Here is a 25997-nt window from a genome sequence, read left to right on the forward strand (position 1 = left end):
CGTCGAGAGTAAAAACAGCCTGTGATATTGGAACGGGAGGCAGAGCTCGCCGCATTGGAGAACGGCGTGCGGGGGATCAGGGCGGGCGGACGAATGATCCTGCTCTCGGGCGCCGCCGGCGTGGGCAAATCCACCCTCCTCTCATGTCTGAACGAGCTGGCGGGCACACATGGCTGTCGTCGGCTGACCGCCCGGGGCACAGCGCTCGAGCACACCTTCAGCTTCGGCATCGTCCGGCAACTGTTCGAAGGTCTCGTGGTCGGGGCGTCCGTCGAAGCCGAAGCGCGCGACGAACTGTTCCGTGGTGCCGCCCGCCCGGCCCGATCGCTGTTCGTCAGATCGGACGAGGGTGCGGAGACCGATGAGGTCGCCCTGCTCGAGGGGCTGCACGGGCTCGTGGCGAACCTGTGCGCGGGCCGTCCGCTGATCCTCCAGGTGGACGATCTCCATTGGGCCGACACCGCCAGCCTGCGGTTCCTCACCTACCTGCTGCCCCGCCTGCCCAGGCTGCCGCTCCTGCTGGTGGCCGCGACCCGACCGGAGGAGCCGGGATCCGACGTACGGCTCCTCCCGCTCCTCTCGGCCGATCCGGATGTTCAGGTCCTCCGGCCGGAACCCCTGACGGAGCAGGCGACGGGCCTGCTCATCGGCGAGCGACTCGGACCCGCCGACGACGTCTTCGTGGCGGCGTGTCATCAGGCCACGGCGGGAAATCCTCTGCTCCTGCATGAACTCGGGTCACTGCTGATCGCCGAGGGAACCACCCCGGTCGACGCCAACGCGGCCCGGGTGCGGACGGACGGCGCCCGCGCGGTCCAGCGGTGGGTCGACCGCAGGATGGCGGCGTTGCCCGGTCCCATCGCCGATTTCGCGCGCGCGGCCGCTCTGCTCGGTGACGACGCGCCGTTCGCCGACGCGTGCCATGTCGCGGGAATGGAGCGCGGGGCCGGCGAGAAGGCCGTCCGGACCCTGGCGGCCCTCGAAATCCTCCAGCTCGAGAAGGGACCCGCGCCGGGACGGCCGAGCTTGCGGTTCGTCCATCCCCTCGTCCACGCGGCGATCTACGACTCCCTCGGCGTCGGCGACCGGCACTACCGGCATCTCCGTGCCGCACGGCTCCTCGCCCGGCACGGTTCCCCGGACGAACGCGTCGCCGCGCACCTGCTGCTCGCCCCGCCCGCCGGTGAGCCGTGGATGGCGCAGGTCCTGGACCGGGCGGCGCAGGCGGCTCTGCGCGAAGGCTCACCGGGGAGCGCCCTGGAGTATCTGCAACGGCTCCTGCGGGAACCGCTTCCGGCCCCGCGCCGCTCGGCGACGCTCATGGCGGCCGCGTCAGCGGCGATGAACGTCGATCTCGGTACCGCTGTCGTCCTGCTGGAACAGGCCTCCGCGGTCGCCGACGCGCCTGATCGGGCGCTGATGTTCGCCATGTGGGGCTATGCGCTCTGGCAGCTCGGTGACGTCCCCGGCGGGGCCGCGCTCTACCGCAAGGCCCTGGAAGAGGTGACCGATCCTGACGGCGACCTGGCCCGCCAGGCCCAGGCGTGTCTGTTGCAGATCGCGAACATGCTTCCCGGCCGCGACGAGACGGTCACCGGGCTGCGCCACCTCTGGCACGTCGTACCCGATGACAGCGTGGGCGGCCGGATGCTGGAGTGGTCGATCGCCTTTCACGACATGACCGTCTGCGAGCCCGGCGCGGTCGGGCGCGCCCGGCGGGCCTTCGTGAGCGTGGCCGACCGCCGGGACGGCGGCCCCGGTGACGAGCGCGCGGCCGGCCCGCTGCCGCTGCTGGCCGGTCATGGCTGGCTGGTCCTGATGGCGGCCGATTCACCCGAGATCGAGAGCATCCTCGACGACTACATTCGTTCGGCCGAACGATCCGGCTCCCTGCGCGACCTGGGGCCGGCTTTGCTCCAGCGCGCCTACACACGGTTGAAACGCGCGGACCTTCCCGCCGCCGAGGCCGACATGCGTACCGCGCAGCAGCTGATGACCGCGGTCGCGAGCCGGCGCGGCATCGTGTGGATCAACGCCTACCTCATCGACATCCTGCTGGAGCAAGGGCGGACGGAGAACGCGACCTCCCTGGCCGAGACCGACCTGACGTCCTTCGGTCCGCCCGACGCGGCGACCGTCATGTTCCAAGAGCGCCGGGCACGGCTCTTGAGGCGGATCGGACGCCTGGACGCCGCCCTTGAGGAGGCGGTTCTGGCCGGCCGGTACTGGGCGGGGGCCGGGGTGACCAACCCTGCGTTCACCCTGTGGCGCGGCGAAGCCGCCCGTTGCCTGCACCTGCTGGGACGGACGGCCGAGGCGACGGAACACGCGACGGAGCAGCTGCGCCTGGCCCGGCGCTGGGGAGCTCCCGGCGCGCTGGGGGAGGCACTGCGCTTGCACGGAACCATCGCGTCGGGCGCATCAGGGCTCCTCGAACTCGAAGAAGCGGTCGACCTGCTGTCGGCGGCCCCGCAGTGCCGGCTTCCCTACGCGAAGGCCCTGTTCGACCTCGGTTCGGCGTTGCGGCGCTCGGGCCACAGAGTCGCCGCCCGCCGACGCCTGACCGAAGCCTTGGACGTCGCGGCCCCGGCGGGCCTGGCGCCCTTGGCCGTCGCGGCGAAGGTGGAGCTCAGGGCGACGGGAGCAGCGCCCTCCGCCCCGCAGACGGACGCGGTGAAGCTGACCGCCAGCGAGTGGCGCATCGCCGAAATGGCGGCGGAAGGCCGAACGAACCGGGCGATCGCCCACCTGCTCTTCGTCTCGGCCAAGACCGTCGAGGTCCACCTGTCCAGCGCCTACCGAAAACTCGGCATCAACGGCCGAGCCGGCCTGAAGTCGGCCCTTCGTTCGCTCCCGCCCGCCGAATGACCGTTCAGGCCGCGCGGCCTCGCCTCAAATCCAGGCAGTGGTGAAGGAGTTCTCCACATCGCTACGCAGATCCTTCACTATTCCGGTCACATAGGACGGGGAGGCTCCGGCATAGACCCAGTCGCCCACACAGCTCGAACTCTTGGCCGCGGCGAGCACCAGCCACCAGGGGTCGGCGGTGGGGTTCAGGCAGGGCTGATCCACCAGCCCGCCCATGCCCCAGATGCGCAGCACCTTCGGCCGGTAGGCCTGGGACTTCCCGGAAATGTTGAAGTAGCGGACGACGGGCCGCACCTTCGACCCATCGCGCTCGATGCACAGGGTCCCGGACGTGTTGAGCTTGTTGAACTTCTTCTCGGCGGCGCAACTGATCGCCGAGAGCCCGTTCCCACCGTCCGCGGCGGAGGGCGTCGAGGCGTGTGCGGTGGCGGGGAACATTCCGGCGCTGATGAGAACCGTGAGGAAAGTCGTCTTCCAGGAATTTTTCATGATGGGCCTTTTCGTTTCGGTGAAATGGGATTACGGACGGGGCCGGGAAGGGGGCGTCGCTCCGTTTCCGATGTGGCGGTCGGACCCGTGGAGGACGGCCTTGCGCCACAGGAACCCTGCCTGGGGACGACCTTGACTTCCAGGCAGGCTTCAGGGCCGTAGAAGGTGACTTCTTCCCATGGGTGAAGCGCGAACGCCTATTGCGGGCTTCGCCAATAGACGGGGGGACTTCACATAGCCGGTGTGATACCAGCCGATTGGTGGCGACAGATATTCCCTTCTTGAAGACATCGGCAGGAGCATGCAAGGAGACGAGAACGGCGTTGAACATCTTCTGTACGGCGCATCCCTCCCACACGTAATCAATCTGATCTGTGCCCTAGGAAAACTGTGAAGGCGACCGGGCAGTGTGGACGAGTACCAGATACGCTGCAAGTGGAGCGCGGAACGGACCGGCCGAGCTGCGCGCCTTGATCACGGATCCTCAACCGGCCCCCGCCGCATCCGGCGGACTGGCCACGATTCCCCGAGCGCGCATGGACGGGTATGGTCGTGCATTTCTGAGCAACAGCCCAGCGCACATGAGGCCTATTCGAGTCGCACCAAATCGGTTATGTGCCGCCCGATTAACCGGGTGGAGAATCACGCCGTCGATGACGGCCAAGCGCTCGTCCCCGGTCGGCGTGGAATCCAGAACGAGATCAACGGATTCACGGACGCATTCGCGTTCCGTGGCGATCCAGTGCTTTCGTCCGTTGAAACAGGCGAAGAAGAGCCCACTGGTCACGAAGGCGGCGAAACAGGCCACAAAAATAAAGGCAACATGTTCGAGATCCCTGGACGCGCGACTTTCCTTGGGCAAGCGATGAACGCAGGCGACAGATCAGCTTTCCGATTTCGATTAGGTGGAGAACCCTCCCGGACGTCGAAACGAATACCGGCCAGGTCGTCCCCAGTGATGGCTGTGTGCAGGCGACAAGGTGGAAGGGCTCGCGATCCGGGCGAGCTCGACCGCCAGAGGCGCCAGATGCCTGGCGAGATGGCCGTCCGGGGCGGTGAAGCGGCCGAGACGTACCCGGTTCCAGCAGCCACGGCACCATGGTCCCGGAGCCGTGCGGTGATCGACGGCTCGCACGCGGCCGCATCCGGTCGCACGGCTCTGCCCTGTCCTTCTTCTGGCCCGGAGCGCACGACGGCCCTGCCGCGCGCAGTGTGACCGCCGATAGTGCACGCAGACGGAACTGGTGTGCATTCCCCCATAAGGACAGGCTCGGCCCTGGCCAGCACCCTTGAGTGACAAGCCAGTCGAAAGGGGAGATTCATGAGGAAGCGCATGGCGCTGGGGCTTCTCACCGCCGCGGCCATCTTGGCCCCGGCGGGTGCGGCGCAGGCTGCGTCAGCCGCGCCCGTCCAGGTCCTGGCGAGCGGCTGCAACCACAACGTGTGCGTCTATACCGCCTACACCGGCTCGGGCTATCAGGTCTGGGCGGAGTTCAGGAACACCGTCCACGACGGGCACCTGGACGTCTGGGGGCCGGGGCTGTCGCGCCGGAGTTCGCCGAACGGCTACTGGCCCGGCGGCCATGACACCTCGCGCTGGTCCGGGAAGGGAAGCGGGCAGGTGTGCGCCGAGGGCTGGTCGCGCATCGGCGGGGTCTGGCACTCGGTGGGCCTGCCCTGCGTGCAGGTTTGACCCGGCAGCAGGGCAGGTAAGCGAGGGAACCCGGGCTGTTCCCGGGTTCCCTCGCTGTTGTGGCCGAGAGCGTGACCGGGTGATGCTGGGTCGGTCCGCGACGATACTCGGATGTGGAGACCCATGGACGTGGTCAGCTTCGCTGAGGTCCCGGAGCAGGAGCGGTTCGCCTTCTGGCGCGAGATGAGCTCGAAGATGTGGATGCCGCTGGACGCCCGCTGCGAACCGCATCTGGAACGTGCGTTCCAGGCTCAGGTCGCGCTCCACGGGCTCGGAGCCGTTCAGGCGACCCTGCTGACCGCGCCGGCGCTGACGATCGAGCGCACCCCCCGGCTGATCCGCCGCTCGGACCCGGAAACCCTCTTCGTGACCTGCACCGTGCGCGGTCACGCCATCGGGGAGCAGGCCGGTCGGCAGGCGGACCTGGGCGTGGGGGACCTGATGCTGCGTGACAGCTCCCACCCCTACCTGACCAGGTTCGGGTCGAGTGACCCTGCAGGCGGCCAGGTGCTGTCAGTGCAGTTCCCGCGCTCGCTGCTGCCGTTACCCGAGCGGGGCCTGCGCAAGCTGGGCGCGGTCCGTATCCGGGGCGACCGGGGAATCGGTGCACTGGCCTCGCAGTACCTGCTGCAGCTTGCCCGGGAGCTGACCCGCGACCCGGGAAAGCTCAGCCCGGCCGAGGCGACCCGGATCTCCACCCTGACCATGGACGTCCTGACCGCGGCGCTGGCCGGCGCACTCGACGAGCGCAGCACGGTACCGTCGCTCAGCCGGCGGCGTGCGCTGCTCGCCCAGATCTACGCTTTCATCCAGGCGAACCTGGGTGACGCGGACCTGAACCCGGCCGCGATCGCCGCAGTCCACCACATCTCGGTGAGCTACCTGCACCAACTGTTCCGCACTGAAGGACGCACCGTCGCCGGCTGGATTCGCGAACGCCGCCTGGAACATTGCCGACGTGACCTGGCAGAGCCCTGGCTGGCCGACCGCACCGTCACCGCGATCGCGGCCCGATGGGGATTCACCAACCTCCAGCACTTCAGCCAGGCCTTCCGCAGCACCTACGGCCTGTCCCCCCGAGAGTTCCGGCAGCAATCCGCCACCGCCGCACAGAGCGGCCACCAGCACTGACAACGCCGCCGAGCAGCATGACTGGCCACGCTCGGGTCCACGTGCCGCTGACGCTCGGGCCTGGACCTGGCGACCCGAGACGAGCCGGGAACAGACGGTCAGGGCCGTGTATGTGCGGGGCTCCAGCGCATGGGCCGCCGTGGCGTCGTGGGCCGGGAAGACCTCGCGTACGGAAACCCGGAAGAGCCCCCGCTCGACGAACCGCGACGTCCACCAGCCTGCCCGCCCAGCCGGCCCATGGACAGGCGCACGCCTTTGGACGGACCCTCGAAGTCGGCCAGGGTGACGACGCCGTCCGCGCTGCCGGTGATCTTGATGAGGTCGTCCACCACTCCGGCGGCGTCGACGCCCGGGATGTGCGGCAGCGCGAGGTCGACCGGCGAGACGCCGGCCGCCTTGACCTTGATGCGCACCTGTCCCCGGCCGGGACGGGGATCCGGCGCGACACCGATCTCCAGCACGTCCGGCGGGCCGAATCGGTCGAACTGCACTGCCAGCATGGTTGCCTCTCCTTCGTGGACGACACTGGGTAGACCACGGTTCCGAAGCACGTGTTCCGGAACAGGGCGAAGCGAGGGTCGACCCTTTCAAGTTGCGGCGGCGGCCGGCCGGGTACTTCCTGCGGTTCGAGCGGCCAAGCGTTTCGTCAACGTTCGGCCGGTCAGCGCACCCCACGTACGCGCAGCACGCTGAGTCCTCCCAGCAGGGTGAAGGCCGCACCGGTGGGAAACAGCACGGGCGTACGAGCCGGTCCCCACGACGAGCGCTCCGGACACGGCGGGGCGAGGATCTGCGGGGCGATGGAGGCGATGTTGAGCACGCCGATGTCTTGGGCGTAGGAGTTGGAGCGGGGCAGGACCTGGGTGATGAGCGCGGTGTCGACGGACTCGAAACAGCCGAAGGCCAGCGCGATGACGACGGTCATCACCAGATAGCCCGCCAAGATCGGCCATGCCAGCGGGATCAGCAGGCCACCGGCCATGACCGTCGCGGCGGTGCAGATGAAGGCCTTACGGCGGCCGGCGCGGTCGGAGGCGATGCCTGCTGGGACGGTGGAGATGCAGATGCACGGCGGCAGCGCAGTGAGCAGCGTCTTGCCGCGCCCCGGGAGTGGTCCTCTTGAACGCATACGTGGATGCCGCTGGTTGCCGAAGAACCGGGATCCGGCGACGCCAAATCCCAAGGCCCCGGGTCGGGACTCCGGGTTTCTCAGCCTGATGGCTTGCGCTCTTGCCTGGGCACTCATGGCCGAGGAGTTCCTTGATCTGGCGGGGTCGGCGCCTTGCTGACGGAGCCGGGTGGCATAGGTGTGCCGTAGTTCGTGTGGCCGCCGACGGCCCAGGCCGGCTTCGGTGCTGACGGTCAGGAACGTCGGTGATGCCGTCAATGGTGAGGACGCCGCGTTTGCCAATCCACAGCGCGTCGCTGGCGGCCATGACGGCCGTACAAGCGGGAGCATTTCCGCCAGGCCGTCTCCGCCAGGCTCGGTCCCATTCAGCGGTCAAGGATTTCAGAAGTTTCTTTTGGAGGTCTTTCGGCCCTATGCGCTCGCATGCGGGAACGGTTGTCTACTAAGACAACATGGCCTGTTGCCTCTCTGTGATGAGGGGATTAGGGGTGATCCATGCCGATCAAAGTCGCGGAAGTCATGGGTCGGACCGCAGTCGCCGTACGGCCTGGTGCCCGTCTCGCAGAGATCGTGGCCGCGATGGATGACTATTCGGTCAGGGCGGTCGCCGTCGTCGACCGGGAGGACCGACCGATCGGTCTCGTGTCCGAAGGTGATCTGCGGCGAGCGGCAGACGCCTCCGGAGGCCGGGGGGTGAGAGGCGGCTCACTCACAGCCGAGGACCTGATGAGCTCTCCGGCCATCAGCGTGACCTCTGACGCCACCATCGGGGAGGTCACGCGGCTCATGGATCGCCACGCGATCCGGCAGGTTCCGGTGGTCGATCCGACGAGCGGGAAGATCGCCGGGATGGTCTGGCAGCCAGACGTGGTGTCCCTCATCGAACCAAACGACGGGCGCGAAGGACTCGAAGCCGTGGTGGAGGCCGCCACGTGGGCGCCCTCGATTCACAACACCCAGCCGTGGTCGTTCGCCATCGCCGGGGAGGAGATCAGCCTCCGCGCAGACATGGACCGGCGGCTGCCCTACAGCGATCCGCAGGGACGGCAACTGCTGATCAGTTGTGGCGCGGCCCTGTTCAACATGAGGACCGCGATACGCGCCATGGATCGTGCGCCGATCGTGCGGATGTTGCCCGATCCCGATCGTCCGTCGCTGGTGGCCACCGTACGGATCGGCCCTTCGGAGCCCGCCGGTGAGGAGATCGCGACCATCCGGCAGGAGATCACGCGTCGCCGGACGCACCGAGGAGGCTTCACCGATCGGCCGATACCGGAGGGCGTGCTGGGATCGCTCGTGACGGAGGCCGCCCAGGAGAGTTGCCGGCTGATCGCGCTCACGTCCGAGACCGCGGTGGAGATGCTGGCCGCACTGACCTCTGTGGCCCAGGAGGCGCAAGCGGGAGATCCGAATTTCGATCTTGAGATGATCCGCTGGGGGCGACGCCCGGGTAGCGAACGCCGGGACGGCGTGCCCGCCGACGCCTACCCGCGACGAAGCCAGGAACAGCCCCGATTCCCTCAACGCGATTACAGCCGGGGGCAGGGCTGGGGCGGCGATGCCGACGAGGCCGCGGGGGCGGAGGTGGGGGTGGTGGCCTTGCTCACCACTCCGGGAGACGAGCGGACGGACTGGCTGCACACCGGACAGGCCCTGCAGAGTGTGCTGCTGCACGCCGCCGTCCACGGGATCAGCGCGGCCTTCCACACACAACTGCTGGAGTATCCGAATCTTCGTGATTTCATCCGGACGGAGATCTGCTCCAAAGAGTTTCCGCAGATGGTGATCCGTCTGGGCTACCCGAATGAAACGACCCGCGGAGTCAGGCGCCCGTTGTCGGAGGTCCTCTCCGAGGAACGCGACCGGTGAGACTCGGCCAGGCCGGCGGCCACCGCCGCCGACCTGGCGATTCCATGATCAGAGCCGGTTGATCCGTCGGCCGGTCACACGTTGCGGGGCGATGCGGATGTAGTGGTTGCGGTCGTCTCCCGCCCAGGAGTCCACGTTCGCCTTGATGTCGCTTTCCGGGACGTGGTGGGCGGGGCCCTGGATGAGGACGCTCCAGCCCTCATGGTTGGTCTCGTCGATGTGGTCGACCTGGAAGGCGATTTTGATCTCCAGGTCTTCGATGCCGGACCGCAGGCTCTCGTCCATGGTTCCGCCCTCACGGATCCGGAAGACGATCTCGCCGTTCAGCAACCGGTAATTCACCGGAAAAATGGTGGGGCCCGGCGCGCCTCCGAAGGCCACTCGGCCGATTCCGCCGGCGCCGATCAGTTGCAGGCACTCCTGCTCGTTCAGCGTTTCCAGCGTGCCGGCCTCGGGATTCTGCTTGCCCGCCATCATGTGCTCCATTTCGGAAATGATTTATCAAAGGGAGTAGGCAGAATTAATGTCATTCTACTGCCCCATATGTTCCGCGATTGGGTCGGAACCTAGAGGACGGGCTGCAGCCGGAAGAGCGCGGGATGCACATCACCGGGCTCATGCCGCGGCTCGGAGGTGATCCGGCCGGCGACCGCGCGCAGCACATCGACGGCGGTGATGACGCCGACCACCCGGCCGTGCTCGTCCACTACGGGAACAGCGTCCCGGGCCGAGTCGAGCATCGTCTCGGCCACGGCGTCGAGCGGACGGTCCAGCCTGACCCGTGGTGTGCGCTCCGACTTCACGAGATCGCCGACCTGGCGACGGGAGACATCGGCCAGTGTGCCCGTGCAACTGTCGGTGAGGTCTTGCGTCGACAGCAGACCGTGCAGGCGTCGGCCGGCGCTGATGACCGGAATGTGATGGACGCCGGTCCGACGCATCAGCTCCCAAGCCATGAGCGGCGACTCGTCCGGGGCGACCGTGACGACCACACGGGTCATGACGTCCTGTGCGGTGAGGGCATTCAGGCTGGTCATGGCTTTCCCTCCTGGGACAGGCTCTGATCCGTCTCCATTGCACCCCGCGGTGGGGGAGCGGCGCCTGGGCCGAAGGTCCCGAGGGGGGCGGACCTCCGTCGGTGCCCGGGATGAACGACCCGGTCGAGTCGCACCGCGGCGTAGCCCAGCACCGATACCGCCAGCACGATCACCAGGTCACCGGCGGCCAGTGGCCGGGTGCCCAGAAGGTCGCGCAGGGGTGGGAGGTACAGCCCGGCCAGCTGGAGCGCGAGCGCGCCCGCGACGGCGATCGGCAGCAGCGGGTTGGCCCGGGTGCCGGGCCGGGTGCGTGAGCCGAGGGCGACGCCGAGCTGTGCCGTGCCCAGGGCCAGGAAGGCCATGCTCTGCCAGGGGCGGCCGGTGTGGGCAGCCCAGACCGCGACGCCGAGTGTCACGGCGGTGAGCACCGCGGCGATGCGGACCACGCGCTGCCACAGGCCCGCCCCGAGGATGCTCTCCCTCGGAGGGCGCGGCGGGGCGTCCATGGATCCGGGCGTGGCGGGCTCGCCGCCCAGGGCCACGCCGGGCAGCCCGTGGGTGAGCAGGTTGATCCACAGGATCTGGGCGGGCAGCAGCGGCAGCGGCAGGCCGAGGAAGGGGCCCAGCAGCATCACGGCGATCTCCGCGGCCCCGCCGGACAGGCCGTACACGAGGAAACGGCGGATGTTGGCGTAGACGCGCCTGCCCTCCTGGACGGCGGCGACCACGGTGGTCAGGTTGTCGTCGGCGAGTACCAGGTCGGCGGCCTGACGGGCGACCTCGGTGCCCCGGAGGCCCATGGCCACCCCGATGTCGGCCTGCCGCAGGGCGGGACCGTCGTTGACCCCATCGCCCGTCATGGCCAGCACCTCGCCGCGGTCGCGCAGGCGCCGGATGATGTCCAGTTTCTGGGCGGGGGTGGCGCGGGCGTAGACGGTGGCGTCCTGCCGGTGGGCGTCTTTCTCGCGGCAGTCGGCGACCAGGCCGTCGTGGTCGACGATGCCCAGTTCCACGGCGATGGCGCGGGCGGTTCCCGGGTGGTCGCCGGTGATCAGCAGGGGCCGGATCCCGGCCCTGCGGCAGGCGGTCACGGCGGTGGCGGCCTCCCGCCTCGGCGGGTCGAGCATCGCCACCAGGCCGATCAGGCGCAGGCCGCGCTCCTCGACGCGCGCAGGCGTTCCGTCGAGGTCGGCCCGCGCGACCGCCAGCACCCGGTAGCCCGCGCGGGCGAGCCGGTCGGCCTCCGCGGCCGCGCGTTCCAGCGACTCCGGCGCGTCGCCGAGCAGCGGGGGATGGAGCAGCACTTCGGGGGCGCCTTTGCAGATCACCCGGGTCCGGCCGTCGGGCAGTCGGTGTGCGGTGGTCATGCGCTTGCGGTCGCTGTCGAAGGGCAGTTCGCCGACCCTCGGGAACCGGCGCCGGAGCTCGGCATGGTCCAGGCCCAGTTTGGCGGCGGCGGCCAGCAGGGCGGCCTCGGTCGGGTCGCCCAGCGCCTCCCATCTGCCATCGGCGTCGCGGACGAGCGTGGCGTCGTTGCACAGGGCCGCCGCGGTCGCCAGGTCGGTGAAGTCGGCGGCGGTCGTGCCGGGGGAGGGGCGGATCTCGCCTTCCGGGGCGTAGCCGGAGCCGGTGAGCAGCGCTTCTCCGGCGGGGGTCCACATCTGGCGGACGACCATCCGGCCCTCGGTGAGGGTGCCGGTCTTGTCGGTGGCCAGCAGGGTCACCGAGCCCAGGGTCTCCACCGCGTGCAGGCGGCGCACCAGCGCCGACCGCGTGGTCATCCGCCGGGCGCCCAGCGCGAGGCTCAGTGTGACCACGGCCGGCAGGGATTCGGGTACGGCGGCGACGACGAGGCTGATCGCGGTCACCACCATCAATTCCACCGGCTGCCCCCGGAGCAGGCCCAGGGCCAGCACCAGCGCGCACAGTGCCACCGCGACCGCGGCGAGCACGCGTCCGACGCCTGCCAGCCGGCGTTGGAGCGGCGTCAGCGCCGCCTTCTCGCCCATCATCGAGGCGATGCGGCCGACGGCGCTCGCGGCCCCGACCGCCGTCACCTCGGCCTGGCCCCGCCCCCGCACCACCATGGTCCCCGCCGACAGGGGGTCGCCGTCGCCCTTGTCGATCGACACGGACTCCCCGGTCAGGGCCGACTCGTCCACCAGCAGCCCGGCCGACTCCACCACTACCGCGTCGGCGGGGATCACGTCCCCCTCGGCCAGCACCAGCAGGTCGCCCCGCACCACCTCGGCCGCCGGGACCGGAGCCTGGGCGCCGTCTCTGACCACCCGGGCGGATGGGGCGGTGAGCCGCGAGAGGGCGGTGATGGCCCGGTCGGCGCGTACCTCCTGGACGACTCCGACGGTGGTGTTGACCACGACCACCAGCAGGATCACGCTCATGTCGGCCCAGTCCCGGGTGGCGGCGGTCAGGGCGGCGGCCACGAGCAGGACGAGGATCAGCGGGTCCTTCATCTGCCTGGCGATCCGCCGCCACAAGGGTGTCGGGGGCTGCTGCGGCGGCAAGTTGGGGCCTTCCCGCTTCAGCAGGACCGCCGCCTCACGGGTGGAGAGCCCATGGTGTTCGAAACCTCGTGTCTTCATCGTCGCGTGCGTACGACGGCGAGGGGGCAGGGGGCGACGTGCAGCAGGGCCTGGCTGACCGACCCCAGGACCATCCCGGCCAGAGCGCCGTGTCCGCGTGATCCGACCACCAGGAGTTCGGCCTGGGCGGCGGCCTGGCGCAGGACGTCGACCGGGTGCCCTTCGACGACCTCCATCGACACTCGGACGTCCGGAAAGAGTTCCCGACGACCGGCCATGGCCTCCGCCAGGGCCCGCCTGCCGTCTTCCGGTTCGTCGCCGAGGGTGCCGGCACCGAGGACGTCCCGCCAGTTCCAGGCCAGGACGGCACGCAGGGCGGCGTCGCGCGCGGCGGCTTCCCGGAAGGCGAAGTCGAGCACGCCGGCCTGGGCGTCCGACCCGTCGACGCCGACGACGACCTCAGCCTGCGACGTGGTCGCCGAGCCGCGCACCACGACCACGTCGCAGTAGGCGTGCCCGGCCACGCCCAGGGCGACGGACCCGATCAGGAGGCCCCGCAGGGAACCCATGCCGGAATCGCCGACGACGAGGAGGTCGGCCTCCTTCGAGAGCTCGATGAGCTCGTGCCGGGGATCGCCACCCAGCAGGGAGGTCTCGACGGCCGCCTTCTCCGCCGCGCGCCGGGCGGCGGCCGCCGCCTCGGCCAGGGCGGCCTCGCCGCCGTTGCGCATCCATGCGCCGACCCCGGCGATCGCGCCGGTGAGGTCACCCAGGAGGCACCAGGCGGGGACGACGTTCACGACGTTCAGCGGAAGGCCGCGAAGCACCGCCTCCCTGGCGGCCCACTCGGCCGCGAGGACTCCAGGACGCATTCCGTCCACCCCAACGACGATCATGGTCTTCTCCTTCTGCCGCGGTCGTGATCTCTCAATGGGACCATGTCCAGTCACGGACTTCCGGGAGGTCCTCGCCGTGTTCGCGGGTGTACGCGCGGGCGCGCAGCCGGGCGTCGCTCATCCGCTGGCGCAGGTGCGCCTGTGTGGCGCCCAGGCCGGGGACGCGGTCGACGACGTCCATGACCAGGTGGTAACGGTCGATGTCGTTGAGCATGGCCATGTCGAAGGGGGTGGTCGTGGTGCCCTCCTCCTTGTAGCCGCGCACGTGGATGTTGGGGTGGCCGGTCCGGCGGTAGGTGAGGCGGTGGATCAGCCAGGGGTAGCCGTGGAAGTTGAAGATGACCGGCCTGTCGGTGGTGAACAGGGCGTCGAACTCGGCGTCGGGCATCCCGTGCGGGTGTTCGGCCGACGGCTGGAGGCGCATCAGGTCGACCACGTTGACGACGCGGACCCGCAGGCTCGGCAGGTGTTCACGCAGCAGCGCGGCGGCGGCGAGGGTCTCCAGTGTCGGGACATCACCCGCGCAGGCCAGCACCACGTCGGGCTCCTCGCCGGCGTCGGTGGAGGCCCAGTCGATGATGCCGAGGCCGCGGGTGCAGTGGGTGATCGCCTCGTCGGGGCCGAACAGGTCCAGGACGGGCTGCTTCCCGGCGACGATCACGTTGACGTAGTCGCGCGAGCGGAGGCAGTGGTCGGCGACCGACAGCAGGGTGTTGGCGTCTGGTGGCAGGTACACGCGGACCACTTCGGCTTTCTTGTTGACGACGACGTCGAGGAATCCGGGGTCCTGGTGGCTGAAGCCGTTGTGGTCCTGCCGCCAGACGTGGGAGGACAGCAGGTAGTTGAGCGAGGCGACGGGGCGGCGCCAGGGGATCTTCCGGGTGGTGGACAGCCACTTGGCGTGCTGGTTGAACATCGCGTCGATGATGTGGATGAAGGCCTCGTAGCAGTTGAACAGGCCGTGCCTGCCGGTGAGGAGGTAGCCCTCCAGCCAGCCCTGGCACAGGTGCTCCGACAGCACCTCCATGACCCGGCCGCCGCGTGCGAGGTGCTGGTCGGTGGGGAGGATCTGCGCGTTCCACGCCCGGTCGGTGGTGTCGAAGACGGCCGACAGGCGGTTGGAGTCGGTCTCGTCGGGGCCCATGATCCGGAAGTTGGCCTCGTTGGCGGCCATCACGTCCCGCAGGAATCCGCCCAGGACGCGGGTCGGCTCGGTGGTGGCCGTGCCGGGTGAGGGCACGTCCACCGCGTAGTCGCGGAAGTCGGGCAGGACAAGCGGGCGGAGCAGTTTTCCGCCGTTGGCATGGGGGCTCGCGCTCATGCGCAGGTCGCCGGACGGCACCGTGCCGAGGATCTCCGGGACGGGACGGCCGTCGGCGCCGAACAGTTCTTCCGGGCGGTACGACCGCATCCACTGCTCCAGCATCGCGAGGTGGGCGGGGTTCTCCCGGACCGAGGCCAGCGGCACCTGGTGGGAGCGCCATGTTCCTTCGACTGGTACGCCGTCGACCTCCTTGGGGCCGGTCCACCCCTTGGGGGTACGCAGGATGATCATCGGCTGGAGTCCCGCCGCGATGTCGTCGAAGACGGCGTCCAGGGTGTCGGCCATCAGCTTGTGCATGGCCGCCGGGTCCTCGCCCTCGACGGTGTATGGACGGTAGCCGTAGCCCTCCATGAGCTTGGTCAGCTCTTCGGCGGGAATCCGGGACAGTACGGTCGGGTTGGCGATCTTGTAGCCGTTCAGGTGGAGGATCGGCAGGACGGCGCCGTCGCGCTCGGGGTCGGTGAACTTGTTCGAGTGCCAGCTCGCCGCCAGCGGCCCGGTCTCCGCCTCGCCGTCGCCGATGACACAGGCGACCACGAGGCCGGGGTTGTCGAAGGCCGCGCCGTAGGCGTGCGCGAGCGAGTAGCCGAGTTCGCCGCCCTCGTGGATGGAGCCAGGGGTCTCCGGCGCCACGTGGCTGGGGATGCCGCCCGGAAAGCTGAACTGGCGGAACAGGCGGCGCATCCCGGCGGCGTCCTGGGAGACGTCCGGGTAGGTCTCGCTGTAGGAGCCCTCCAGCCAGGCGTGCGCGACGGCGGCGGGTCCGCCGTGGCCCGGCCCGGCGATGTAGATCATGTCCTGGCCGCGTTCGGTGATGACACGGTTCAGGTGGGCGAAGACGAAGTTGAGCCCGGGGGTGGTGCCCCAGTGGCCGAGCAGGCGCGGCTTGATGTGCGCGGCCGTGAGGGGCTCGGTCAGCAGGGGGTTGTCCAGCAGGTAGATCTGGCCGACCGAGAGGTAGTTGGCGGCCCGCCAGTAGGCGTCGACTTTCTCCAGCGTGTCCATGCTTCGATCGTCCTTTCTGCGCCGTGGCCATCCCAGGGACCAAGGTCCCGTAGGGAAGGGCCGTTGGAAACGCGACGACGCCCCTCCGAGAACCGGGGGGCGTCGTCGCGATGCGTGGGCTGCTACTTGAGGATCGGGTACTTCTGGACGATGGGGAGGCGGGCCCACCAGCGGCCCAGGCCCCAGGTGTCGCCGGCCGCGGCGGCGGCCAGGCCGATGAGGACGACGGCGTAGACGATGTGGTCGTCCATGAAGGGGTTGGTCTGGAGAGGCAGTTCCGCGCCCCACATCATGACCATCATCAGGGTGCCCGCCCCGGCGGCGACCCGCAGGCCGATGCCGGCGATCAGGGCGGCGCCGATGCCGAGGAGGCCGAGCATGAACAGCCAGTCGACCAGGGCGTGGCCGGCGAGCGCGTTGTAGAACCCGCCGAGGGGGCCTTCGGCGGCGCCCTTCAGGAAGCCGGTGGTCGGGGTGCCGCCGTTGATCCACGCCTTGGCGGCGGGGGTGGCGAAGCCGAATCCGAACAGCTTGTCGAGGAAGGCCCACAGGAAGATCCAGCCGAGGGCGATGCGGGCGACGGCCCAGACCTGGTCCGCGATGCGCGGAGCGGGGGTGGCCGCCTGGGGGGTGAGGGGGGTCGTGTGGAAGATGCGGCGTCCGTGCGTGGTGGCCATCGTCGGCCCCTTTCAGGGGATTTTCTGTCGCCTTGTGATACTTCAATGACACCGTTTTCCGGGGGCCGTGCTCAGGGCTGGAAGACTCCCCGCCGTGGTCCTCAAGACCCCTGTCTGACGGGACTTTCGTCCCTGGGCGCGGTCAGTCGCCGGCGGAACACCCAGTAGGTCCACGCCTGGTAGGCCAGCACGACCGGGGTGAAGATCGCCGCCACCCAGGTCATCACGCTCAGGGTGTACGGGGTGGAGCTCGCGTTCGTCACGGTCAGGCTGTTGGCCGGGTCGAGCGCGGGCATGACGTCGGGCCACAGGCCGCCGAACAGCGTGGCGGTGATCGCGACGATGGCGACGGTGTTGGCCGTGAACGCCCAGCCGTCACGCCGCCCGATGAGCGCCAATGCGGCGGCGATGCCGGCCGCCGCCACGACGGTGGTGACCCAGGTGGCTGGTTTCGGGTCGTTCAGCTGCGTGAGCAGCAGGAACAGCCCTCCTGCCAGGAAGGCGGCCAGCCCGGCCTGCCGTCCGATACGAGCGGAGGTCTGGCGCAGTTCGCCGTTTGTGCGCAGGGTGAGGAACAGAGCCCCGTGGAAGGTGAACAGCGCGAGCGTGGTCACCCCGCCGAGCAGGGCGTAGGGGCTGAGCAGGGTGAGCAGATTCCCGGTGAACTCGTGCCGGGCATCCAGGGGGACGCCTCGCACGATGTTGGCGAAGGCGACGCCCCACAGAAATGCGGGGGCGAGGGAGCCCCAGAAGAAGGTGCGGTCCCAGCCCCGGGTGGAATCGCTCTTGTTGCGATACTCCAGGGCGATCCCGCGGGCGATCAGGGCCAGCAGGATGAGGAACAGCGGCAGGTAGAAGCCGCTGAACAGGGTGGCATACCACTCTGGGAACGCGGCGAACGTCGCGCCGCCCGCGACCAGCAGCCACACCTCGTTGCCGTCCCAGACAGGTCCGATCGAGGCCACGACCAGCCTGCGATCGGCCTCGTCGCGCGACACGTACGGCAGCAGCACACCGACCCCGAAGTCGAAGCCCTCCAGGACGAAGTAACCGGTCCACAGGACCGCGATCAGGATGAACCAGATGGTGGTGAGTTCCATGGGGGCCTTCTAGTAGGAGAGAGCCGGCGCGGCCGGGACGGTTTCGGTGCCGGACTCGGGGTCGGGCCCGAGTCGGGTGAACTTGATCAGCAGCCGGATCTCGACGGCGGCGAGGACGGCGTACACGAGAGTGAAACCGACCAACGTGAGGGCCACCTCTGGCACGTTCGCGCCCGGGGAGACGGCGGCGGCGGTGCGCATCACGCCGAAGACGGTCCACGGCTGGCGGCCCATCTCGGTGAAGATCCAGCCGAGGGAGTTGGCCAGGAACGGCAGCCCGATGCCGAGCAGGGCGATCCGGGTGAACCAGGGACCGCCGGGGAAGCGCCCGCGACGCATCAGCCAGAGTCCGGCCAGGGCGAGCAGCGCGGCCAGCGCGCCGAAGCCGATCATCAGGCGGAACGACCAGTAGGCGATTCCGACGACCGGCTTGTAGTCGCCGGGGCCGTAGGTGGCCTCGTAGCGTTTCTGCACGTCGTTGATGCCTTCGACGGCGCCGTCAAGGCTGTTGGTGGCCAGCAGGCTGAGTCCGTTGGGCACCTGGACGTTGACGGAGTTGCGGCCGTTCTCGACGTCACCGATCGCGAACAACGAGAACCCGGCCGAGGTCTCGTCCTCCCAGAGGGCTTCGGCCGCCGCCATCTTCATCGGCTGCTGCTCGGTCATGATCTGGGCCTGCACGTGGCCCGACACCGCCACCCCGAGAGCCGCGACCAGGCCGACCGACATGGCCAGCCTCGCGGAGGTGCGGAAGATGGCCGCGTCCCGGTCACGGGCGATCTGCCAGACGCTGATACCGGCCATGAACGCCGCGGCCGTGGCGAACGCCCCGAAGATCACATGGGGGAAGGTGACCAGCGTGGTGGAGTTGGTCAGCACCGCGCCGATGTCGGTCAGCTCGGCCCGTCCGCTCACGGGGTTGAGCCGGTATCCCACCGGATGCTGCATCCAGGAGTTGGCCGCGAGGATGAAGTACGCCGAGATGACCGTGCCGATGGAGGCCAGCCAGATGGTGGCCAGATGGACCCGGCGCGGCAGCCGGTCCCAACCGAAGATCCACAGCCCGAGGAACGTGGACTCCATGAAGAAGGCGATCAGCCCCTCCATGGCCAGCGGCGCGCCGAACACGTCACCGACGAAGCGCGAATAGGCGCTCCAGTTCATCCCGAACTGGAACTCCTGCACGATGCCGGTGACCACGCCCATCGCGAAGTTGATCAGAAAGAGCTTGCCCCAGAAGTGGGTCAGCCTCAGGTATCCGGGTTTCCCGGTGCGGTACCAGGCGGTCTGCAGACTCGCGACCAGCACCGACAGGCCGATGGTGAGCGGGACGAACAGGAAGTGGTAGACGGTCGTGATGCCGAACTGCCAGCGTGAGAGGTCGAGGACGTCCATGGTGGGAGCGTGGAGGGCCGGATGTGGCCGTCCCCAGGGGACTCGGTCCTCGCACGGCAGGACCTTGGTCCCTGTTGCGTTATGTCCGGTAAAAGTAAATTGGCGGCATGATTCGGGTTTTTCTTGTCGATGATCACGAGGTCGTCCGGCGCGGTGTCGCCGCGCTCCTGGACAGCGAGGACGACATCGAGGTGATCGGCGAGGCCGGCACCGCGGAGTCGGCGATCGCGCGCATCCCCGCCCTGCGCCCCGATGTCGCGGTGCTCGACATGCGGCTGCCCGACGGCAACGGCGTGGAGATCTGCCGCGAGGTGCGCAACCGGGTGCCCGGTCTGGCGTGCCTCATGCTGACTTCGTACGCCGATGACGAGGCGCTGTTCCAGGCGGTCATGGCAGGCGCGTCGGGTTACGTCCTCAAGCAGATCCACGGGTCCGACCTGGTGGGGGCCGTGCGCACGGTGGCGGCCGGGCAGTCGCTGCTGGATCCCCAGACCACCGCCGCGATGCTGCACCGGCTGCGCGACGACGCGGCGCGCAAGGATCCCCTGGCCGCGCTGACCGACCAGGAGCGCCGCATCCTGGAGTACATCGGCGAGGGGCTGACCAACCGCCAGATCGGCGAGCACATGTTCCTGGCCGAGAAGACGGTGAAGAACTACGTGTCCACCCTGCTCACCAAGCTCAGCATGCAGCGCCGCACCCAGGTGGCCGCCCTGGCCGCGCGCCTCCAGGCCGACCGGCACGACTGACGGCTCTGTCAGCCGGTCGGGACGCTCCAGCGCAGCAGCGTCCCACCGAGTGCGCCCGGACCCGCCTCGAACGTGCCGCCCAGCTGGTCGGCCCGGTCGTCCAGGTTGCGCAGCCCGCTCCTGCGGCCGTCCGGGGACAGGCCGACACCGTTGTCCTCCACCGTCAGCGTGATGTTCCCGCCGCCGACCTCCGCCGTGACCTGGGCCCGGGTCGCCTTCGCGTGTCGGACGAGGTTCGACAGCGCCTCTCTGAGAACGGCGAGCAGGTGTTCGGCGACGGGTTCCGGGACGGCGTTGTCGAGCGGCCCCTCCAGCCGCAGTCCCGGAAGGAACCCCAGGTGCCCTCGGGTTCCCTCGACGAGATCGACGATCTGCGCGCGCAGACCCGAGCCGCCCGGCCCGAGCGGCCCCTGGAGCGCGAAGATCGTGGCCCGGATCTGGCGGATCGTGGCGTCGAGCTCGTCGATGGCGTGCTGGACGCGGGAGGCCCCTTCGGGCCGGTCGACCAGCCGGATGGTGCTCATCAGGGTCATCGCCACCGCGAACAGCCGCTGGATGACCACGTCGTGCAGGTCTTTGGCAATGCGGTCGCGGTCTTCCAGCAAGCCCAGGCGCTCGGCGTCTCTCCTCGCTTCGGCCAGCTCAAGCGCGATGGCGGCCTGGCCGGCGAAGGAGTGCAGCATGCGCACCGTCGAGGGGGCGAACGGAACGCGCCCTGGCCGTTTGCCGAAGGTCAGCACGCCCCTGATCGATCCGGCCGCGCCCAGCGGGACGGCGGTGGCGGGACCGATCGGCAGGCTGTCGAAGGTCTCGTAGTCGGTCGCGGCCAGGTCGCGGACCGTGACCGGCTCGCCGGTCCGGTAGGCCTGGCCGGCCAGCGTCCCGTCGATGCCGATCTCGGTGCCCAGCAGGCTTTCGGCGCCTTCGGAGATCAGCACGCGCAGCGCCCGGCCGTCGTCGATGGGGAAGAGGATCGAGGCGACGTCGGCGTCCGCCATGTCCCGGACGTTCCGGGCCACCTGGTTGAGCACGTCGCCGACGTCCGCGCCGGACAGCAGGCTTGTCGTGACCTCGGAGCTGGCCTGCAACCAGATCTCCCGGCGGTGGGTCTCGCCGTAGAGGCGGGCGTTCTCGATGGCCACGCCGGCGGCCGTGGCGAGGGCGATGACGACGGCCTCGTCCTCTTCGTCGAAGTCGGCTCCGCCGCGTTTCTCGGTGAGGTAGAGGTTGCCGAAGACCTCCTCACGGAGTCTCAGGGGGACGCCGAGAAAGGAACCCATCGGCGGGTGGCCGGGGGGAAACCCGTACGACTCGGGATGGTCGGAGATTCGGGACATCCGCAGTGGCCGGGGCTCTTTGATCAGCAGTCCGAGCAGGCCGAGACCGTGGGGCCAGTGTTCGATCCGGGCGATCTCCTCCTCGCTGAGGCCGACCGGGATGAACTCCAGCAGGGTGTTCTCCTCGCCGATCACGCCGAGGGCGCCGTAGCTGGCGTCCACCAGTTGGGTCGCGGTCTCGACGATGCGCCGGAGCACCGTCTCGAGCTGGAGGTCGCTGCCGACCAGGACGACGGCTTCCAGGAGTGTGTGGACCCGGTCGCGGGTGGCGAGCACCGCCTCCAGGCGTGATTGGAGCTCGGCGAGCAGCTCGTCCAGGCGCATGCTCGGAATCAGAGGATGCGTTCCCCCCGTGGTCATTTCCGAATTGTGGCACCAAGTGCATCGGTGGACCAAAGTCCCTGACCGCAGAGCCCTCCGGCCCTGCGGCAGGCGGGACGGCGGGCGAGAACCTGGAGGCAGAGCCCGTTAAGGAGGCTTTGCCATGATCACTCCGCTCGCCACCGATCTTGGGACACGCCGGCTCCTGATCGCAGCCGGAGAGGCGCCGTCGGTGCAGAACACCCAGCCGTGGCGGTTCCGGGTCGTGCGCCGCGAGTACGTCGAGCTGTCCGCCGACCCGGATCGCCGGCTGACGGTGGGGGACCCCCGCGCCAGGTCGCTGCACGTGAGCTGCGGTGCCGCCCTGCTCAACCTCCGGCTGGCCGTCCGGCAGACGGGTCACCACCCGCTGGTGTGGCTGATGCCCGAACCCGGCCTGCTGGCCGCCGTGCGCCTCAAGGAGACCGAGGCGCCCCTCCCCGCCGAGCGCCGTCTGTACGCCGCCATCCCCGCCCGCAGGACCAACCGCGAGCCCTACGACGATCGGGCCGTGCCCGCCGGGATCATCGGCGATATGAAGATCGCCGCCAGCCGGGAGGGCGCCTGCCTGGTCGTCCTCGACCGCACCGGGGTTCATGAGCTGCTCGAATATGTGGCCATCGCGGAGGACGAACTGGGCCGCGACGGCGACTATCAGGCGGAGCTCACCCGGTGGGCGGTGCCCGACTACGTTCGCGGCCCCGGCCCGGACGGCGACCCGCCCGTGACCCGCAACCTCGGCCGGCGGTACCGGTCGGCCACGTTCGAGGCGCGTCCGCGGATCGCCGTCCTCACCACGCCCGGTGACGGGCCGGTCGACTGGCTGCGCGCCGGGCAGGCCCTCGAACGGGTGCTCCTCGTCGCCACCGCCGCCGGGCTGTCCACGTCCTTCCTGAACCAGCCGCTCGACCTGCGCGACATGCGCGGCCACACCGACCCCCGCCACCGGCGCGGGCATCCACAAATGATCATCAGGTTCGGCTTCGGCCCGCCCGTGCCGCGCGCGCCCCGCCGTCCCGTGACTGAACTGGAGATCCACCATGTCCGATGAATGCGACGTCCTGCTGCGCGACGGCGGCATCGCCCACATACGTCCGCTTGGCCCCGGCGACGTGCCGGAACTGCACGAACTGGTGGAACGCGTCTCCGAGAAATCCGCGTACCTGCGGTTCTTCACCGGAGGCCGGGCGACGGCGCACGCGTACATGGACGCGATCGCCCGGCCCGGCCATCACGGCCGTGTGCTGGTCGCCTTGGTGGCGGGACGGCTCGCCGCCGTCGCCGAGTACATCCCGGACGCGGACGGCGCCGCCGACCTCGGCGTCCTCGTGGACGACGCCCTGCACGGCACCGGCCTGGGCACGCTGCTCATCGAGCACCTGGCCCTCGCCGCCGCGGCCGAGGGGGTGACCCGCTTCGTCGCCGACGTCCTGACCGAGAACAAGGTCATGCTCGACGTGCTCTCCCACGTGGGCCTGCCGGTCGAGATCACCCGCAGTGGCCCGGACACCCGCGTGATCGTGGCGCTCACCGCGGGAAGTCGCCTGGCCGGGACCATCGCGGCCCGCGATCACGAGGCCGAACGCGCCTCGCTGCGACGGGTGCTGGAACCACGCGCCGTGGCTGTCGTCGGGGCCGGCCGCGATCCCGGCTCGGTGGGGCACAAGGTTCTGCGCAACCTGATAGACGGCGGATTCCCCGGCACGATCTACCCCGTCAACCCGCACGCCGACGAGATCGCCGGTTGGCCGGCCTACCCCTCCCTGGCCATGCTGCCCGAGCGGGTCGACGTCGTCGTGGTGGCGGTCCCCGCGAAGGCGGTCCCGGACGTGGCCCGCGACTGCGCGGCGACGGGGGTGCGCGGCCTGGTGGTCCTGTCGGCCGGGTTCGCCGAGCATGGCGGCAAGGACGCCGAACGCGAACTCCTGACGATCTGCCGCACGGCGGGGATGCGCCTGATCGGCCCCAACTGCCTGGGCATCGTCAACACCGCCGCCCACCTGAACGCCAGCTTCCTGCGCGGCACGCCGGAACCGGGCGGTGTCGCGGTGCTGTCCCAGTCGGGGGCGGTCGGCGCGGTGCTGCTCGACCGGTTGCCGATCTCCTCGTTCGTGTCGGTCGGCAACAAGGCCGACGTCAGCGGCAACGACCTGTTGGAGTACTGGGAGGACGACGAGGCCACCCGGGTCGTCGCCCTCTACCTGGAGTCGTTCGGCAACCCCCGCCGATTCGCCCGGATCGCCGCCCGCGTGGGCCGCCGCAAGCCCGTCCTGCTGGTCAAGAGCGGCCGGTCGGAGGCCGGTGACCGGGCCGTGCGTTCCCACACCGCCGCCGCCGCGACTCCGGACATCGCCGTCGACGCGCTGGTCCGCGCGGCCGGGGTGATCCGCCTCGACAGCATCCGCGACATGTACGACACCGCCCGGCTCCTGGAGACGCAGCCGTTGCCCGCCGGTCGACGGGTGGCGATCGTCGGCAACTCGGGCGGCCCGGAGGCCATGACCGCCGACACCTGCGAGCGCGCCGGACTGGCCGTCCCAGCGCTCACCCCCGGTGCCGAACTGCGGCGCAGGTTCCCCTCCGCCGCGCTCGGCAACCCCGTCGACCTGGGCGCCGAGGCGTCCGCCGACGACATCGGGCTGGCGATCGAGAGCGCCCTGGCCGACGACCAGGTGGACGTCGTCCTGGTCGTCTACACCCCGCCCTTCGGTTCGGGCGCGCCGGCCACCAAGGAGGCCATCGCGAAGGCCACCCGCCATGCGGTCAAGCCGGTCATCGCCTGCGTCCTGGGCGAGGACGGCCTCATCGACGGCCGGGTGCCGTGTTACGCCTATCCGGAGCAGGCCGTCCAGGCGCTGGCCCGGGTGGTCGACTACACGAAGTGGCGGAACTCGCCAGCCGAGGAGGTGGAGACAGGCGGCTTCGACGACCTCACCGCCCGGGCGCTGCTGTCGGGCCAGGCCCCCGAAGGATGGCTCGACGCCGACGCGCTCGACGGACTGCTCCGGCACTTCGGCATCCCGCTCGTCCAGACGATCAGCGTGGCCGACGCCGACGCGGCGGCCGAGGCGGCGGCCGCCCTGGGCGGCCCGGTGGTGCTGAAGGTCGTCGGCCCCGTCCACAAGAGCGACGTCGGCGGTGTACGGGTCGGCCTGGCCACACCGGAGGAGGTCAGGGCCGCGTTCACCGCGATGCGTGAGTCGATCGGCGCCGAGATGACCGGGGCCGTCGTCCAGCCGATGGTCGAACAGGGCACCGAGATCATCGTGGGCGGCGTCAACTATCCGGCCTTCGGCCCGCTGGTCATGGTCGGCATGGGCGGCGTCACCGCCGACCTGCTCGCCGACCGCGCCTTCCGGGTGCCGCCGTTCTCGGCGGCCACCGCCGAGGGGATGATCCGCGAGCTCCGCTCGCACCCCGTCCTGTACGGCTACCGCGGCAGGCCCCCGGCCGACGCCCAGGCGCTGGCAGAGGTCGTCAGAAGAGTGGGCCTGCTCATGGACGCCCTCCCGGAGGTCGCCGAACTCGACCTCAACCCGGTGATCGTCACCCCCGGCGGCGCGGTCGCCGTCGACGCCCGAATCAGACTGGCCCCGGCCGGACGCCCGCCCTCGCCGTTCATCCGCAGACTCCGCTGACAGGAGGAGACATGCGACCCACCGTACGAACCCTGATGACTCAGGAGGTTGTGACGGTTCATCCGGACGCGACCTTCAAGGAGGTCGCCGAGACCATCATCGGGAACGAGATCAGTGGAGTCCCGGTCGTCGGAGACGACGGCCGGGTGCTCGGCGTCATCTCCGAAGAGGACCTGCTGCGCAAGGAGCAGTTCCGCGAGCAGTACTACCGCGAGGGCTACCAGCCCCCGCTGCGCGCCCGTCTGCGTCATCGGCTGAATCACCGGCGCGACCCCGGACGCACGGCCCACGGTGACACGGCGGCCGAGTTGATGACCTCTCCGGCGGTGACCATCGGCCCGGACTTCTCGTGCGGGTGCGTGGCCCGGCTCATGGAGCGCGAGGACGTCAAGCGGCTGCCCGTGGTCGACGACGCCGGTCGGCTGATCGGCATGGTCAGCAGGCGTGACCTGATCAAGCCGTTCCTCCGCCCGGACGCCGAACTGGCGGAGGAGATCGCCGGCGACGTCCTCGGAGGGCGCCTCGGCATCGACACCCGCGGCGTGCGCGTCATCGTGGAAGAAGGAATCGTCCGGCTCGGCGGGTCGACGCGCCGCAGGAGCGAGGGCGCCCTCGTCGCGCGTGTCGTCGAACGCGTCAACGGCGTCGTCGACGTCGTCAACGAGATGACGTGGACACAGGACGACGGGGTCACCTGGTCCGGCCTCTGAACAATCGCGAAAGGCCGGCCCGGCGAGTGGATCGCCGGGCCGGCCTT

19 protein-coding genes and 1 pseudogene are annotated in these 25997 nt (G+C 69.8%); 8 read left to right on the forward strand and 12 right to left on the reverse strand.

Going from position 1 to position 25997, the window contains the following annotated elements; genetic code table 11:
* Positions 1–27: 27 nt before the first annotated feature.
* The gene (locus GT755_RS30275) at positions 28–2868 is read left to right on the forward strand and encodes a helix-turn-helix transcriptional regulator (protein WP_161482984.1); all 2841 of its coding nucleotides are present in this window, start codon (positions 28–30) and stop codon (positions 2866–2868) included.
* Between the two features lie 24 nt (positions 2869–2892).
* On the opposite strand, the gene GT755_RS30280 is transcribed toward GT755_RS30275, so the two are convergent.
* Positions 2893–3357, reverse strand: coding sequence for a hypothetical protein (locus GT755_RS30280; RefSeq protein ID WP_161482985.1), 465 nt, complete (start codon positions 3355–3357; stop codon positions 2893–2895).
* Positions 3358–4678: 1321 nt separating this feature from the next.
* Between GT755_RS30280 and GT755_RS30285 the strand changes: the two genes are divergently transcribed.
* Together GT755_RS30285 and GT755_RS30290 are read left to right on the forward strand one after the other, a co-directional pair.
* On the forward strand, positions 4679–5050 hold the full coding sequence (locus tag GT755_RS30285) for a hypothetical protein (protein ID WP_161482986.1): 372 nt from the start codon (positions 4679–4681) through the stop codon (positions 5048–5050).
* A gap of 123 nt (positions 5051–5173) precedes the next feature.
* Positions 5174–6181 carry a helix-turn-helix domain-containing protein gene (locus GT755_RS30290; RefSeq protein ID WP_161482987.1) on the forward strand — a complete coding sequence of 336 codons (1008 nt, stop codon included), beginning with the start codon at positions 5174–5176 and terminating at the stop codon, positions 6179–6181.
* A gap of 290 nt (positions 6182–6471) precedes the next feature.
* On the opposite strand, the pseudogene GT755_RS41680 reads toward GT755_RS30290, so the two are convergent.
* Positions 6472–6681, reverse strand: a pseudogene (locus GT755_RS41680) (NADP-dependent oxidoreductase); the annotation flags it as partial.
* Between the two features lie 161 nt (positions 6682–6842).
* The gene (locus GT755_RS30300; RefSeq protein ID WP_161482989.1) at positions 6843–7310 is read right to left on the reverse strand and encodes an MFS transporter; all 468 of its coding nucleotides are present in this window, start codon (positions 7308–7310) and stop codon (positions 6843–6845) included.
* A gap of 495 nt (positions 7311–7805) precedes the next feature.
* Here GT755_RS30300 and GT755_RS30305 point away from each other — a divergent pair, with 495 nt between their 5' ends.
* Positions 7806–9179 (forward strand): Acg family FMN-binding oxidoreductase, encoded by a 1374-nt coding sequence (locus tag GT755_RS30305; RefSeq protein WP_161482990.1) that lies wholly within the window; start codon positions 7806–7808, stop codon positions 9177–9179.
* A 48-nt stretch (positions 9180–9227) separates the two neighbouring features.
* Here GT755_RS30305 and GT755_RS30310 read toward each other — a convergent pair whose 3' ends face one another.
* The 8 genes from GT755_RS30310 to GT755_RS30345 form a co-directional block, all read right to left on the reverse strand.
* Positions 9228–9653, reverse strand: coding sequence for a pyridoxamine 5'-phosphate oxidase family protein (locus GT755_RS30310; RefSeq protein WP_161482991.1), 426 nt, complete (start codon positions 9651–9653; stop codon positions 9228–9230).
* A 92-nt stretch (positions 9654–9745) separates the two neighbouring features.
* Positions 9746–10216, reverse strand: a complete 471-nt coding sequence (locus GT755_RS30315; protein ID WP_161482992.1) for a CBS domain-containing protein — start codon at positions 10214–10216, stop codon at positions 9746–9748.
* Positions 10213–12819, reverse strand: coding sequence for a cation-translocating P-type ATPase (locus tag GT755_RS30320; RefSeq protein ID WP_161482993.1), 2607 nt, complete (start codon positions 12817–12819; stop codon positions 10213–10215). Before GT755_RS30320 ends, GT755_RS30315 begins: the two co-directional genes overlap by 4 nt.
* Entirely contained in the window at positions 12816–13655 is an 840-nt protein-coding gene (locus GT755_RS30325) for a universal stress protein (RefSeq protein WP_161482994.1), read from the reverse strand. The genes GT755_RS30320 and GT755_RS30325 overlap by 4 nt, the downstream gene beginning before the upstream one ends.
* Positions 13656–13686: 31 nt before the next feature.
* On the reverse strand, positions 13687–15984 hold the full coding sequence (locus GT755_RS30330) for a phosphoketolase family protein (RefSeq protein ID WP_161482995.1): 2298 nt from the start codon (positions 15982–15984) through the stop codon (positions 13687–13689).
* A 122-nt stretch (positions 15985–16106) separates the two neighbouring features.
* Positions 16107–16661, reverse strand: a complete 555-nt coding sequence (locus GT755_RS30335; RefSeq protein ID WP_161482996.1) for a DoxX family membrane protein — start codon at positions 16659–16661, stop codon at positions 16107–16109.
* Between the two features lie 101 nt (positions 16662–16762).
* A complete protein-coding gene (cydB, locus tag GT755_RS30340; RefSeq protein ID WP_161482997.1) occupies positions 16763–17761 on the reverse strand; it encodes a cytochrome d ubiquinol oxidase subunit II in 999 nt (332 codons plus the stop codon).
* A 9-nt stretch (positions 17762–17770) separates the two neighbouring features.
* On the reverse strand, positions 17771–19156 hold the full coding sequence (locus tag GT755_RS30345) for a cytochrome ubiquinol oxidase subunit I (protein WP_161482998.1): 1386 nt from the start codon (positions 19154–19156) through the stop codon (positions 17771–17773).
* A gap of 107 nt (positions 19157–19263) precedes the next feature.
* On the opposite strand from GT755_RS30345, the gene GT755_RS30350 reads away from it, so the two are divergent.
* Positions 19264–19905 carry a response regulator transcription factor gene (locus GT755_RS30350; RefSeq protein ID WP_161482999.1) on the forward strand — a complete coding sequence of 214 codons (642 nt, stop codon included), beginning with the start codon at positions 19264–19266 and terminating at the stop codon, positions 19903–19905.
* Between the two features lie 8 nt (positions 19906–19913).
* Here GT755_RS30350 and GT755_RS30355 read toward each other — a convergent pair whose 3' ends face one another.
* On the reverse strand, positions 19914–21566 hold the full coding sequence (locus GT755_RS30355) for a sensor histidine kinase (protein WP_235967624.1): 1653 nt from the start codon (positions 21564–21566) through the stop codon (positions 19914–19916).
* Between the two features lie 160 nt (positions 21567–21726).
* Here GT755_RS30355 and GT755_RS30360 point away from each other — a divergent pair, with 160 nt between their 5' ends.
* The 3 genes from GT755_RS30360 to GT755_RS30370 are packed head-to-tail and all read left to right on the forward strand — an operon-like array spanning position 21727 to position 25950.
* Positions 21727–22653: an Acg family FMN-binding oxidoreductase gene (locus GT755_RS30360; protein ID WP_161483001.1), complete on the forward strand. Its 927-nt coding sequence runs from the start codon at positions 21727–21729 to the stop codon at positions 22651–22653.
* The gene (locus GT755_RS30365; RefSeq protein WP_161483002.1) at positions 22643–25240 is read left to right on the forward strand and encodes a bifunctional acetate--CoA ligase family protein/GNAT family N-acetyltransferase; all 2598 of its coding nucleotides are present in this window, start codon (positions 22643–22645) and stop codon (positions 25238–25240) included. Before GT755_RS30360 ends, GT755_RS30365 begins: the two co-directional genes overlap by 11 nt.
* Positions 25241–25275: 35 nt before the next feature.
* Positions 25276–25950 carry a CBS domain-containing protein gene (locus tag GT755_RS30370; protein ID WP_235967626.1) on the forward strand — a complete coding sequence of 225 codons (675 nt, stop codon included), beginning with the start codon at positions 25276–25278 and terminating at the stop codon, positions 25948–25950.
* The last annotated feature ends 47 nt before the right edge of the window (positions 25951–25997 follow it).

It is taken from the genome of Herbidospora solisilvae (assembly GCF_009901565.1).
In the GTDB taxonomy this organism is placed as follows: Bacteria; Actinomycetota; Actinomycetes; order Streptosporangiales; family Streptosporangiaceae; genus Herbidospora; species Herbidospora solisilvae.

Bases quoted from the DNA above. Each gene is read 5' to 3' on its own strand.
- GT755_RS30355 (WP_235967624.1), bottom strand. From the start codon at position 21,566: ATGCGCCTGGACGAGCTGCTCGCCGAGCTCCAATCACGCCTGGAGGCG.
- GT755_RS30300 (WP_161482989.1), bottom strand. From the start codon at position 7,310: ATGCGTTCAAGAGGACCACTCCCGGGGCGCGGCAAGACGCTGCTCACT.
- GT755_RS30280 (WP_161482985.1), bottom strand. From the start codon at position 3,357: ATGAAAAATTCCTGGAAGACGACTTTCCTCACGGTTCTCATCAGCGCC.
- GT755_RS30320 (WP_161482993.1), bottom strand. From the start codon at position 12,819: ATGAAGACACGAGGTTTCGAACACCATGGGCTCTCCACCCGTGAGGCG.
- GT755_RS30370 (WP_235967626.1), top strand. From the start codon at position 25,276: ATGACTCAGGAGGTTGTGACGGTTCATCCGGACGCGACCTTCAAGGAG.
- GT755_RS30350 (WP_161482999.1), top strand. From the start codon at position 19,264: ATGATTCGGGTTTTTCTTGTCGATGATCACGAGGTCGTCCGGCGCGGT.
- GT755_RS30290 (WP_161482987.1), top strand. From the start codon at position 5,174: ATGGACGTGGTCAGCTTCGCTGAGGTCCCGGAGCAGGAGCGGTTCGCC.
- cydB (WP_161482997.1), bottom strand. From the start codon at position 17,761: ATGGAACTCACCACCATCTGGTTCATCCTGATCGCGGTCCTGTGGACC.
- GT755_RS30360 (WP_161483001.1), top strand. From the start codon at position 21,727: ATGATCACTCCGCTCGCCACCGATCTTGGGACACGCCGGCTCCTGATC.
- GT755_RS30345 (WP_161482998.1), bottom strand. From the start codon at position 19,156: ATGGACGTCCTCGACCTCTCACGCTGGCAGTTCGGCATCACGACCGTC.
- GT755_RS30330 (WP_161482995.1), bottom strand. From the start codon at position 15,984: ATGGACACGCTGGAGAAAGTCGACGCCTACTGGCGGGCCGCCAACTAC.
- GT755_RS30365 (WP_161483002.1), top strand. From the start codon at position 22,643: ATGTCCGATGAATGCGACGTCCTGCTGCGCGACGGCGGCATCGCCCAC.
- GT755_RS30310 (WP_161482991.1), bottom strand. From the start codon at position 9,653: ATGGCGGGCAAGCAGAATCCCGAGGCCGGCACGCTGGAAACGCTGAAC.
- GT755_RS30305 (WP_161482990.1), top strand. From the start codon at position 7,806: ATGCCGATCAAAGTCGCGGAAGTCATGGGTCGGACCGCAGTCGCCGTA.
- GT755_RS30315 (WP_161482992.1), bottom strand. From the start codon at position 10,216: ATGACCAGCCTGAATGCCCTCACCGCACAGGACGTCATGACCCGTGTG.
- GT755_RS30325 (WP_161482994.1), bottom strand. From the start codon at position 13,655: ATGATCGTCGTTGGGGTGGACGGAATGCGTCCTGGAGTCCTCGCGGCC.
- GT755_RS30335 (WP_161482996.1), bottom strand. From the start codon at position 16,661: ATGGCCACCACGCACGGACGCCGCATCTTCCACACGACCCCCCTCACC.
- GT755_RS30285 (WP_161482986.1), top strand. From the start codon at position 4,679: ATGAGGAAGCGCATGGCGCTGGGGCTTCTCACCGCCGCGGCCATCTTG.